This window comes from Streptomyces griseus subsp. griseus (assembly GCF_000720255.1).
Lineage (GTDB): Bacteria > Actinomycetota > Actinomycetes > Streptomycetales > Streptomycetaceae > Streptomyces > Streptomyces griseus_I.
Map to the genome: position 1 here is coordinate 36,299 of NZ_JOJE01000035.1, position 12,812 is coordinate 49,110.

7 protein-coding genes and 2 pseudogenes are annotated in these 12,812 nt (G+C 69.8%); 5 read left to right on the top strand and 4 right to left on the bottom strand.

The window, feature by feature from the left end:
* The first annotated feature begins 62 nt into the window (after positions 1-62).
* The 5 genes and pseudogenes from IG99_RS33850 (at position 63) to IG99_RS33865 (ending at position 6,414) form a co-directional block, all read left to right on the top strand.
* Positions 63-1,274, top strand: a complete 1,212-nt coding sequence (locus tag IG99_RS33850; protein WP_037680874.1) for a Gfo/Idh/MocA family protein — start codon at positions 63-65, stop codon at positions 1,272-1,274.
* 11 nt (positions 1,275-1,285) lie between these two features.
* Positions 1,286-2,284 carry a sugar phosphate isomerase/epimerase family protein gene (locus IG99_RS33855; protein WP_037680876.1) on the top strand — a complete coding sequence of 333 codons (999 nt, stop codon included), beginning with the start codon at positions 1,286-1,288 and terminating at the stop codon, positions 2,282-2,284.
* A 21-nt stretch (positions 2,285-2,305) separates the two neighbouring features.
* A pseudogene (locus IG99_RS33860) lies at positions 2,306-4,868 on the top strand (carbohydrate-binding protein).
* A 12-nt stretch (positions 4,869-4,880) separates the two neighbouring features.
* Positions 4,881-5,396: pseudogene (locus tag IG99_RS52110) on the top strand (ThuA domain-containing protein); the annotation flags it as partial.
* Positions 5,395-6,414 carry a sugar phosphate isomerase/epimerase family protein gene (locus IG99_RS33865; RefSeq protein WP_037680878.1) on the top strand — a complete coding sequence of 340 codons (1,020 nt, stop codon included), beginning with the start codon at positions 5,395-5,397 and terminating at the stop codon, positions 6,412-6,414. The pseudogene IG99_RS52110 and the gene IG99_RS33865, both read left to right, overlap by 2 nt.
* 76 nt (positions 6,415-6,490) lie before the next feature.
* On the opposite strand, the gene IG99_RS33870 is transcribed toward IG99_RS33865, so the two are convergent.
* The 4 genes from IG99_RS33870 to frc all read right to left on the bottom strand — a co-directional run bounded on the left by IG99_RS33870 (position 6,491) and on the right by frc (position 12,812).
* The gene (locus tag IG99_RS33870) at positions 6,491-7,909 is read right to left on the bottom strand and encodes an OFA family MFS transporter (RefSeq protein ID WP_199815671.1); all 1,419 of its coding nucleotides are present in this window, start codon (positions 7,907-7,909) and stop codon (positions 6,491-6,493) included.
* A gap of 1 nt (position 7,910) precedes the next feature.
* Positions 7,911-9,299 carry an OFA family MFS transporter gene (locus IG99_RS33875; RefSeq protein ID WP_037680879.1) on the bottom strand — a complete coding sequence of 463 codons (1,389 nt, stop codon included), beginning with the start codon at positions 9,297-9,299 and terminating at the stop codon, positions 7,911-7,913.
* A 122-nt stretch (positions 9,300-9,421) separates the two neighbouring features.
* Positions 9,422-11,566, bottom strand: coding sequence for an acetate--CoA ligase family protein (locus IG99_RS33880; RefSeq protein WP_037680931.1), 2,145 nt, complete (start codon positions 11,564-11,566; stop codon positions 9,422-9,424).
* A 4-nt stretch (positions 11,567-11,570) separates the two neighbouring features.
* Complete coding sequence (frc, locus tag IG99_RS33885) at positions 11,571-12,812, bottom strand: formyl-CoA transferase (protein WP_037680881.1); 1,242 nt, start codon at positions 12,810-12,812, stop codon at positions 11,571-11,573.

A 12,812-nucleotide genomic window follows, 5' to 3' on the forward strand; every position in this document is an offset into this window, starting at 1 on the left:
TTCCAGTGAGGCGCTCCGCCCCGCACCGCCCACCGCGCCATGACGACGAGGAGGACCTCTGCATGGAACAGCCGCAGCAGCCCGCAGGACCGGAGGCCGGGAAGCCACCGCTGCGCGTCGGGATGGTCGGCTACGCCTTCATGGGCGCCGCCCACTCCCAGGGCTGGCGCACCGCGGGCCGGGTCTTCGACCTGCCCCGCCGCCCGGCCCTCACCGCGATCTGCGGCCGGGACGCCACGGCCGTGCGCGCGGCGGCCGTCCGGCACGGCTGGGCGTCCGCGGAGACCGACTGGCGCGCCCTGATCGCACGGGACGACATCGACGTGGTCGACATCTGCACCCCGGGGGACAGCCACGCCGAGATCGCCCTCGCCGCCCTGGCGGCCGGCAAGCACGTCCTGTGCGAGAAGCCCCTGGCGAACACCGTCGAGGAGGCCGAGATCATGACGAGGGCTGCCGAAGAGGCTCACGCTCGTGGCCAGTTGGCCATGGTCGGCTTCAACTACCGCCGGGTCCCGGCCACCGCGCTGGCCCGCAGGATGGTGGCTGAGGGCAGGCTCGGCGCCCTGCGGCACGTCCGGGTGACGTACCTTCAGGACTGGTTGGTGGACCGGGACTTCCCGCTGACCTGGCGGCTGCGCAAGGAACTGGCCGGATCCGGCTCGCTCGGCGACCTGGGCGCGCACATCGTCGACCTCGCGCAGCACTTGGCGGGGGAGCGGCTGGCCGGTGTCTCCGCGCTCACCGAGACCTTCGTACGGCAGCGGCCGCTGCCCGGCGGGGCAGCGAGCGGCAAACTGGCCGCCGTGTCGAGCGCCGGCACGGGCACGGTCACCGTGGACGACGCGGCCCTGTTCACCGGCCGCTTCATCTCCGGTGCCCTCGCCTCCTTCGAGGCCACCCGCTACGCCACCGGACGCAAGAACGCCCTGCGCATCGAACTCAACGGTGAGCACGGCTCGTTGGCGTTCGACCTGGAGCGGCTCAACGAACTGTGGTTCCACGACGGTTCGGAGCCCGCCGCCCAGGCCGGTTTCCGACGCATCCTCGTGACCGAGCCCGACCACCCCTACCTGGACGCCTGGTGGCCCCCGGGCCACGGTCTCGGCTATGAGCACACGTTCGTCCACCAGGCCCGTGACCTGGTCCACGCCATCGCCGAGGGCAGCCGCCCCGAACCCTCCTTCGCCGACGGACTCCAGGTCCAGCGTGTTCTCGCGGCGGTGGAGGAGAGCGCTGAGAAGAACTCCGTCTACACCTCGATAGCGGTCTGAGGAGGCCCCGTATGCCGCGCCCGTTCACGCTCTTCACCGGTCAGTGGGCCGACCTGCCCCTGGAGGAGGTCTGCCGCCTCGCCCGCGACTTCGGTTACGACGGCCTCGAACTCGCCTGCTGGGGCGACCACTTCGAGGTCGACAAGGCCCTCGCCGACCCGGGGTACGTCAAGTCCCGCCACCAACTTCTCGACCAGTACGGCCTGAAGTGCTGGGCGATCTCCAACCATCTCGTCGGCCAGGCCGTCTGCGACGCCATCATCGACGAGCGCCACCGGGCCATCCTGCCCGAGCGCGTCTGGGGCGACGGCGAGCCGGAGGGGGTCCGCCGGCGGGCCGCCGCCGAGATCTCCGACACCGCCCGCGCCGCGGCCGCCTTCGGCGTCGACACCGTCGTCGGCTTCACCGGCTCCGCCATCTGGCATCTGGTCGCCATGTTCCCGCCCGCGCCCGAGTCCATGATCGAACGCGGCTACGAGGACTTCGCCGAACGCTGGAATCCGATCCTCGACGTCTTCGACGCACAGGGCGTGCGGTTCGCGCACGAGGTCCACCCCAGCGAGATCGCCTACGACTACTGGACGACCGTACGCGCACTGGAAGCGGTCGACCGCCGGCCGGCCTTCGGCCTGAACTTCGACCCCAGCCACTTCGTCTGGCAGGACCTCGACCCGGTCGGCTTCCTGTGGGACTTCCGCGACCGGGTCTACCACGTGGACTGCAAGGAGGCCCGCAGGCGGCTCGACGGCCGCAACGGCCGCCTCGGCTCCCACCTGCCCTGGGGCGACCCGCGACGCGGCTGGGACTTCGTCTCGGCCGGCCACGGCGACGTCCCCTGGGAGGACGTCTTCCGGATGCTGCGCTCCATCGACTACCGGGGGCCCATCTCCGTGGAGTGGGAGGACGCCGGCATGGACCGGCTCCAGGGCGCACCCGAGGCCCTGACCCGCCTCAAGGCGTACGACTTCGAGCCGCCGTCGGCCTCCTTCGACGCGGCGTTCGGCAACTGACCTCTCGTCGGTCTCTCCGGGATGACGGCGCATTCCGGCGCACGCACCCGCCCGTACAACCGGCCCCTTCCTGGAGGCACCCGTCACGGGAACGACCGCACCACCCGCACCGACCGACCGCAGACCCACAGACGACGCCCGTCCTGGTGCAGGGCGGCCGCGCTGATCAGCGGCGCGCTACTGGCGGGCGCGTCGCTCGGCCTCACCGCACCCCCGGCCGGCGCAGCCGTCGCAGGCCGGGAGACGGCCGTGGCCGAGGACTTCCAGCAGGTCACCCTCGCCAAGGGCGAGGCGGAGGTCGGTGAGCCCATGTCGCTCGCCGTCCTCCCGGACCGCTCCGTCCTGCACACCTCACGCGACGGCGAACTCCGCCTCACCGACGCGGCCGGCAACGCCCGGATGGCGGGCAGACTCGACGTCTACTCCCACGACGAGGAAGGCCTGCGGGGCATCGGTGTCGACCCGGCCTTCGTGCAGAACCGTTTCATTCACCTCTATTACGCGCCCCCGCTGAACACCCCCGCCGGCGACGCCCCCGAGACCGGCACCGCGGCGGACTTCGCGCCTTTCGACGGCGTCAACCGCCTCTCCCGCTTCGTCCTGAAGACGGACGGCACGCTCGACACCGCCAGCGAGACCAAGATCCTCGACGTCCCGGCGTCCCGGCGTCCCGCGGCCTGTGCTGCCACGTCGGTGGCGACATCGACTTCGACGCGGCCGGCAATCTCTACCTCTCGACGGGCGACGACACCAACCCCTTCCAGTCGACGGCTTCACCCCGATCGACGAACGCGCCGACCGCAACCCCGCCTTCGACGCCCAGCGCTCCGCCGGCAACACCAACGACCTGCGCGGCAAGATCCTGCGCATCAAGGTGAACGCCGACGGCTCCTACACCGTCCCCGAGGGCAACCTCTTCGCCCCCGGCACCGAGAAGACCCGCCCCGAGATCTACGCGATGGGCTTCCGCAACCCCTTCCGCTTCAGCGTCGACAAGAAGACCGGCATCCTCTACGTCGGCGACTACGGCCCCGACGCGGGCGCCGCCGACCCGGCCCGCGGACCGGCCGGCCAGGTCGAGTTCGCCCGGGTCACCCGCCCCGGCAACTTCGGCTGGCCCTACTGCACCGGCGACAACGACGCCTATGTCGACTACGACTTCGCCACCAAGGCCTCGGGCGCCGCCTTCGACTGCGCCGCCCCCAAGAACACCTCGCCCCACAACACCGGCCTCACCGACCTGCCTCCGGCCCAGCCCGCCTGGATCCCGTACGACGGAGCATCCGTTCCCGAGTTCGGCAGCGGCTCCGAGTCCCCGATGGGCGGCCCGGTCTACCACTACGACGCCACGCTCGACTCGCCGGTGAAGTTCCCCGAGGCCTACGACGGGGACTTCTTCGCCGGGGAGTTCGGCCGCCGCTGGATCAAGCGGATCACCAGCGACACGAAGGGCACCGTGCAGGCCATCAACGACATCCCGTGGACCGGCACCCAGATCATGGACATGGCCTTCGGACCCGACGGCGCCCTGTACGTCCTCGACTACGGCGTCTCCTGGTTCGGCGGCGACGAAAACTCGGCCCTCTACCGCATCGAGAACGCCACCGACGGCCACTCCCCGGTACCCCGGGCGGCAGCGAGCCGCACCTCCGGTCAGGCTCCGCTGAAGGTCCGCTTCTCCTCCGCGGGCACCACCGACCAGGACGGCGACGCGCTCACCTACGGCTGGGACTTCGGCGACGGCGGCAAGTCCACCCGGGCCGACCCGACACACACCTACCGCAAGAACGGGACCTACACCGCGACCCTGACCACCAGGGACACGACCGGCCGCACCGGAAGCGCGAGCGTGCAGATCGTGGCCGGCAACACCACGCCCAGCGTCGTCCTGGAAACACCCAAGGACGGGCAGCTGTTCAGCTTCGGCGACGCGATCCCCTTCAAGGTGAAGGTCACCGACCCGGAGGACCGCGGCATCGACTGCTCCAAGGTCACGGTCACCTTCGTCCTCGGCCACGACTCCCACGGCCACCCGCTGACCTCCGCCCAGGGCTGCACCGGCACCCTCCGGACCAGCGCCGACGGCGGCCATGACGAGGACGCCAACATCTTCGGAGTCCTCGACGCCGAGTACACCGACGGCGGGGGCGGTGGCCAGGCCGCGCTCACCACGCACGACCAGAACGTCGCCCAGCCCCGCCACCGTCAGGCCGAGCACTTCGGGAAGTCCTCCGGCGTCAGTGTGATCACCAAGGACACCGCGCACGGCGGACGGACCGTCGGCGACATCGACAACGGCGACTGGATCTCCTTCACGCCGTACGTCCTGAGCAACGCCAAGAAGATCACGGCACGTGTCTCCTCCGGCGGCGCGGGCGGCACGCTGGAGATCCGCGCCGGATCGCCGAAAGGCACCCTGCTCGGCAAGGCGGCCGTGCCGGTGACCGGCGGCTGGGACACCTTCCAGGACGTCACCGCCGGGCTGTCGCGCGCACCTCGCGGCACCACCACGCTCTACCTGGTCTTCAAGGGCGGTTCGGGTGCCCTGTTCGACGTGGACGACTTCACCTTCACCACGGGCTGAGAGGAGGTTCCCATGCACCGAAGAGGCCGACTGACCACCGCGGTCACCGGAGCGGTGCTGCTCCTCGGGAGCATCTCGCACCCGGCCGTCTCCCAGAACGACCACGACGGCAGGCGGGTGCTCGTCTTCTCCAAGACGGCAGGCTTCCGCCACGACTCGATTTCCGCCGGGATCGCCGCGGTGCGGCAACTCGGCAAACGCGGCGGCTTCACCGTCGACGCCACCGAGGACGCGGGCGCCTTCACCTCCGGCAACCTGCGCCGCTACGACGCGGTCGTGTTCCTGTCGCCCACCGGGGACGTCCTCGACCCCCGCCAGCAGACCGCCTTCGAGGGCTACGTCCGGCACGGCGGCGGTTACGTCGGCATCCACGCCGCCGCCGACACCGAGTACGACTGGGAGTTCTACGGCGGCCTGGCGGGCGCCTACTTCCAGTCGCACCCGGCGATCCAGCAGGCGCGGGTGAACGTCGAGGACCGGGCCCACCCCGCGACCTCGGCACTGCCGTGGACCTGGGAACGCACCGATGCCCGACCCCGAACTCACCCACCGGCTCAGCAGACGGGGCATGCTCGGCGTGGCCGCCGGTGCCACCGCTGCCGCCCTGCTGGGCGCCGCCGCGGGCCCAGCCACCGCCGCGACCCCCGCTCCCGCCCCCGGCCGGGGGCGCCCCGTACTGCCGCCCGGCCGGCTCGGCATCCAGCTCTACAGCCTGCGCGACAAGGTCTCCACGCTCGGCTTCGCCCCCGTCTTCGCCGAACTGGAGAAGTACGGGTACGACGAGGTCGAGTTCGCCGGCTACACCCAGGGCTCCGCCGGGCCCATCACTCTCGCCCAGCTCAAGCGGCTGGCGAGGAACCACGGCCTGAACCCGATCGGCAGCCACGTCGGCTACTACTCCAGCGACCCGGCCGCCTACACCTTCGCGCAGAACCTCACCAAGGTCCTCGACGACGCCCAGGCCCTCGGACTCAAGCACATCGGCACCGCCTCGGGACCGTTCCGTTACGGCTCCACCGTCGAGGCGTGGAAGCGAGCGGCCGAGGAGTTCAACACCTACGGCGCGGCCGCGAAGGCACGCGGCATGAAGTTCTACCAGCACAACCACTCCGAGGAGTTCTCCTTCGCCACGGACAACCCCAAGGTCCGCCTCTACGACGTGCTGCTCGCCGAGACCGACCCCGAACTGGTCTTCCTGGAGATGGACATCTTCTGGGCGTACTCGGGCCAGTTCCGCTTCTCCAAGCGCCCCGACGGCACGCCCGCGCCCTTCGAACCGCTGGACTACGTCCTCGGACAGCCGCACCGCTACCCGCTCTTCCACGTGAAGGACGGTGTGAGCGACCCGGCGAACCAGTACGGCTACCGCATGACCGACGTCGGCGACGGAGACATCGACTACCAGCGGTTCATCTCCGCCGTCACCCGGCTGCGCGGCCACCGCCTGGCCCACCACTGGCAGGCGGAGCACGACAACCCGGCCGAGTCCTTCACCTTCGCGCGGCGTTCGAGTGCGCATCTGCACTCGCTGCGCGAGAAGTGCTGAGCCGCACGCGCGCGTGAGGCGGCCCTCCCCGTGTCCGAGTCCGGGGAGGGCCGCCTCACGAAGGAGCGCGATCGAATCAGCCGGCCGCTTGCGGCCGCGGGGCCCGCACCCCGCCCCCGTCACTCTCCCCGTCGCGTCCGGGCTGCCGTAGCAGCAGCGCGATCACCGCCGCCACCATCGACACACCGCCGGCCAGCGCGTACGCGCCGTCGTAGCCCCAGGCCCCGACCACCACGGAGCCGAGGCCGCCGCCGAACAGGCCGCTGATCAGCTTGCCGCTGTACACCAGCCCGTAGTTGGTGGCGTTGTAGTTCTCCCCGAAGTAGTCGGGCGTGAGCGCCGCGAACAGGGGATAGAACGCGCCGCCGCCGAAGCCGGAGAGGAACGCGAAGAACAGGAACAGCGCCTCGCTGCCGGTGTCCCCGGCCCAGATCACGCCGAACTGGGCCAGTCCCAGCACCACGATGACGAACACCAGGGTGGGTTTGCGGCCCCAGCGGTCGGACAGCCAGCCCACGACACCGCGGCCGATGCCGTTGATGACGGCCATGACACCCATCGAGGACGCAGCGACCAGCGGGCCGAAGCCGACCTCCTTGGCGAAGTCGACCTGGAAGGAGATCCCGAAGATCGACACACCCGCGGTCAGTACGACGGACAGCCACATCAGCGGCAGCATGCCCGTCCTGATCGCCTCCTTCGGCGTGTACTGCTTCACCGCCGGAGGGTTCTTGGCCAGGCCGGCGGCGTTCGCGCGGTCACCGGCGAACGTCAGCGGGTCGATGTCCGCCGGCCACCAGTTCTTCGGCGGGTCCTTGAAGAAGAACGCGCACCCGAACACCACGATCACGATGTAGCAGCCGATGAGGTCCAGCACCCGGTGGTAGTTCGCGGTGTCGAAGCCGTAGTTGAAGATGAAGATGAACGGCAGCGACCCGTAGGCGAACCCGCCGTTGACGAAGCCGGTCCGCGCCCCGCGGCGTTCGGGGAACCACTTGCCGACCATGTTGATGCAGGTCGCGTAGACCAGGCCGGCGCCGATGCCGCCGACCACGCCGAACCCTAAGATCGCCAGCCATACGTCGCCCAGGTGCGACAGGGCGAGGAACCCGGCGAGGCACATGACGGAACCGGCGTACATCGCCTTGCGGGCGGTGAGGATGCCTCGCTCGCGCAGCCAGCCCGCCGGGAAGGCGACACCGGCCTGGAAGAACACCCAGACGCTGAGGATCCAGAAGGTGTTGCTCTGCGTCCAGCCGTGCGCGTGGGACAGCGTGTCCTCCGCCGAGCCGTACGCGTATTCGAAGACACTGATGGCCATCATGGCGATCCATGGCAGGTACACCATGAGCCTGCGGGAGTGCCCGAGGATGTCCCGGTCGGTCTCCCCGACGCGGTAGACACGGCCCCGGGAGTCGGTCACTTCACGAAAGGGACGGTTCGCGGCGTCGGGAGGTGCCGACGAACTGTTCGGTGCGACGGGGTCTGCCGTCATGTCACGCCATCTCCTCACCGAGCGGCTGGGGGTTGGGTACGACACCCCGGGCCTTCGGCCTGCCCGGAGCCTTCAGGAAGAGCGCCAGTACCGCGGAGGCCAGCCCGATGGAACCCGCCATGACGAACGCGCCTTCGTAGTCCCACGCGTCGACCACGAGCTTGCCCATGCCGGACCCCACGAGCCCCGAGATCAGTTTCGAGCTGTAGACCACGCCGTAGTTGCTGGCGTTGTTGTTCTCACCGAAGTAGTCCGCCGTCATGGCCGCGAACAGCGGGAAGATCGCCCCGCCGCCGAACCCGGAGACCATCGAGCAGAACAGGAAGAACGGCATGCTGCCCATCCGGCCGGAGACCAGGACGCCGAACTGTGCGGTGCCCAGCACGAGACAGACGATGATCAGCGTGTGGCGGCGGCCGACGCGGTCCGAGATCCAGCCGATCACGCCCCGCCCGGTGCCGTTGACGATGGCCTTCAGGGACATCGCCGTGGCCACGATGCCACCCGCGAAGCCCATGTCCTTGCCGAACGGCACCTGGAAGGCGATGCCGAAGATGTTGATGCCGGCCGTGCACAGGAGACAGAACCACATCAGCCACAGCACGGGAGTACGCGCGGCTTCCCTGGGGGTGTACTGCTTGGCCGCCGGCGGGTTCTTCTCCAGCGCCCGGCGGATCTTCGGGTCGTCGGCCGCCCGGAGCGGATCCACGTGCGCGGGCCACCAGTTCTTCGGCGGGTCCCGGAAGAACCAGCCCGCCGTCGCCACCACCAGGCACAGCCCCACACCCACCGTGACGAGGACGCCCCGGTAGTTGCCCAGGTCCATGTACGAGGTGAACAGGAACACGAAGGGCACGGATCCGTAGGCGAAACCGCCGTTGACGAAGCCCGTCTTGCCGCCCTTGCGCTCCGGATACCACTTGCCGACCATGTTCACGCAGGTCGCGTAGACGAGACCGGCCCCGATGCCGCTGCACATGCCGAAGCCGAAGTAGGCGACGAGCACGTTCGGCGCGTACGCCAGGGACAGATAGCCCAGCAGCGTGCCGACCGCGCCGATCAGCATGGCCGTACGGGCCGGCAGCCTGCCGCTCTCCCGTAACTGCCCGGCCGGGAAGGCCACGGCCGCCTGGAAGAACACCCAGACGCCCATCAGCCAGAAGATGTGTCCGCTGCTCCACAGGTGAGCCTCGTGGAGGGTGTCCTCCGCCGACGTGAACGCGTACTCGGCGGAACTGATGCCCATCATGCCCACCCAGGGCAGGATGACCATCCATTTGCGTCGACGGCCCATGATGTCCAGGTCGGACTCACCGATCCGGTACACGCGGCCGTTGCGGTCCGTCACCTCCCTGTAGGTGGCGGACGTGGTGCAGTCGGTGGTTGTCATGTCGTTCCAGCACCCCTTGCGTCGAAAGAACTGGCCAGCGCCCCCTGTCCCGTGCCTTTCGTGCGCGCTCGGGCTCCGGGGCCGGCCGACGCGCACCGCCGCCGGCCCCGGGCTCGGTCACCTCATGAACCGCCCCCCAACAGTCCTGCCGCCCGTGCCCAGCGGTACTTCGCGCCGAGCACGGCCACCGGCTTCTCCGTGGTGTACGGGTACGCGACGACCCCCCGCTCGAAGAGGTACTGGCAGGCCTCCTCGACCTCCACGTCACCCGCGAGCGACGCCACCACGGGCTTGTCGATCCCCCGAGCGCGGAAATCGGCCACCACGCGCGCGGTGAGCTCGGCGAAGACCATGGGAGGGGTCACGATGGTGTGCCAGTAGCCGAGGACGAGCGCGTGCACGCGCGGGTCCTCCAGACCCAGCCGGATCGTCGCCTCGTACGTCGACGGCGGCTCGCCCCCGGTGATGTCCACCGGGTTGCCCGCGGCCCCGAAGGGCGGGATGAACCTGCGGAACGCCTCGTCCAGGTCCGCGGGGATCTCCATCAGCGACAGGCCGTTGTCGGTCACCGCGTCGGACAGCAGCACACCGCTGCCGCCGGCTCCGGTGATGATGACGACGTTGTCCCCGCGCGGGGTGGGCAGGACCGGCAACGCGCGCGCGTACTCCAGCATGTCGTTCAGGCCCGGCGCCCTGATGACACCGGCCTGCCGGAGGATGTCGTCGTACACCGCGTCGTCGCCGGCGAGCGCCCCGGTGTGAGAACCGGCGGCCTTGGCGCCCGCCGCAGTACGCCCCGCCTTCAGCACGACGACGGGCTTCTTCGGCACGGTCGCACGCGCGGCCTCCACGAAGGCCCGCCCGTCCTTGAGGTCCTCCAGGTGCATCGCGATGCACTTGGTGTGCGGGTCCTCGCCGAACCACGTCAGCAGGTCGTCCTCGTCCAGGTCCGACTTGTTGCCGAGCCCGACGATCGCCGACACACCCGTCCTGGTGGTCCGTGCGAAGCCCAGGATCGCCATCCCGATGCCGCCGGACTGTGAGGTGAGCGCCACCCCGCCCTTGACGTCGTACGGCGTGCAGAACGTGGCGCACAGGTCCTGCCAGGTCGAGTAGTAGCCGTAGATGTTCGGCCCGAGCAGACGGACGCCATGCCGCTCGGCAATGGCCACGATCTCCGCCTGCAGCTCGTGCTCGCCGGTCTCCGCGAACCCCGAGGGAATCAGTACGGCGTTCGGGATCTTCTTGCGTCCCACCTCCTCCAGGGCCGAGGCCACGAACTTGGCGGGGATCGCGAAGACCGCCACATCCACCTCACCGGGAACGTCGGTGACACTCTTGTACGCCTTGCGGCCCAGAATGTCATCGGCCTTGGGGTTCACCGGATGGATGTCCCCGGCGAAGCCGCCGTCGACGAGGTTGCGCATCACCGAGTTGCCGATCTTGCCCTGCTCGTTGGAGGCGCCGATCACGGCGACCGAGTTCGGCTTCATGAGCCGGCGCATGGAGGTGAGGATCTCCTCGCGCGTGTAGCGGCGGCGCGGCTTCACGGACGTCTCGGAGAGGATCACGCGGATGTCGGCGGCGACCGCGGCCTCCGCCGTGGCGATCACCGGGTTGAGGTCCACCTCGGCGATCTCCGGGAAGTCGGCGACCAGTTGGGACACGCGCCGGATCTGTTCGGCGACCGCCCACCGGTCCACGCCGGCCTGCCCGCGCACCCCCCGCAGGACCTCGGCAGCCCGGATCGAGTCCAGCATCGACAGGGCCTCGTCGGCGGAGACGGGCGCGAGCCGGAAGGTGACGTCCTTGAGCACCTCGACGAGCACCCCGCCGAGCCCGAAGGCCACGACCTTCCCGAACGTCGGGTCGGTGACCGCGCCGACGATGACCTCCTGCCCCTTGGGCAGCAACTCCTGCACCTGCACGCCCTCGATACGCGCCTGCGGCGCGTACCCGCGCGCGTTCTCGATGATCGCGTGGAACGCGGCCCGTACGTCCGCCGCCCCCTCGACACCGACGACCACACCGCCGGCGTCGGTCTTGTGCAGGATGTCCGGAGAGACGATCTTCATCACGACGGGCCCGCCGAAGCGCGCCGCGTACGCCACCGCCTCCTCGACGTCCCGCGCCAGCTCCTCGCCCGGTACGGCGATCCCGTACGCGTCGGCGACCACCTTGCCCTCGGGAGCGGTCAGCGCGGTCCGCCCCTCGGCTCGTACGGCGTCCAGGAGCGACCGCACCCTCAGCACCCGGTCTTCGGCCATCACGTCAGATCACTCCGTTCGACTTCAGCAGGCGCAGCTCCTCGTCGCCGAGCCCGAGCTCACCGACGTAGATCTCCTCGTTGTGCTCGCCGAGCAGCGGTGACGTGGTCACGTCGACGGGGGAGTCGGAGAGCTTGAGCGGGCTGCCCACGGTCACGAACTCGCCGCGCTGCGGGTGGGGCACGGTCACGACCATCTCGTTGGCGACCAGCGACCGGTCCTCGATGATCTCCCTGGTGGACAGGATCGGCCCGCACGGGATGTTGTGGGCGTTGAGCCGCTCCAGCACCTCCCACTTGGGCAGCGTCGAGGACCACTCCTCGATCAGCTGGAACATCTTGGTGAGTTTGGGCAGACGGGCCTGAGGCGTGGCCCACTCGGGGTCGTCGGCCAGCTCGGGCCGGCCGATGAGCTCGCTGATGGGCCGCCAGCCCACCGGCTGCACGATGACGTACACGTAGTCGTTGGGGCCGCCCGGCGAGCACTTGACCGCCCAGCCGGGCTGACCGCCACCGGACGCGTTTCCCGAACGGGGAACCTCGTCGCCGAAGTCGTCGTTGGGATATTCAGCGAGCGGGCCGTGTGCCAGGCGCTGCTGGTCGCGCAGCTTCACCCGGCAGAGGTTGAGCACAGCGTGCTGCATGGCCACGTTGACCCGCTGCCCGCGCCCGGTGTGCTCCCGCTGGTAAAGCGCCGCGAGGATGCCCGCCACGGCGTGGACGCCCGTGCCCGAGTCCCCGATCTGGGCCCCCGTCGCCAGCGGCGGCCCTTCCTCGAAACCGGTGGTCGACATCGACCCGCCCATGGCCTGAGCGACGACCTCGTACGCCTTGAAGTCGGTGTACGGACCGTCCCCGAACCCCTTGATGGAGGCATAGACGATCCGCGGATTGATCTCCTGGATGCGGTCCCAGGTGAAGCCCATACGGTCGACCGCGCCCGGTCCGAAGTTCTCGACCATGACGTCCGAGCGCCGGATCAGCTCGGTGAGGATCTCCTTGCCGCGCCTCGTCTTGGTGTTGAGGGTGATGCTCCGCTTGTTGCAGTTGAGCATCGTGAAGTAGAGGGAGTCGACGTCCGGGAGGTCGCGCAGCTGCTGGCGCGTGATGTCACCGGTCGGCGCCTCCAGCTTGATGACGTCCGCGCCGAGCCAGGCGAGCAGCTGGGTCGCGGACGGTCCGGACTGGACGTGGGTCATGTCCAGGACGCGGATCCCGTCGAGTGCCTTCGTGGGCGTTCCGGTCAT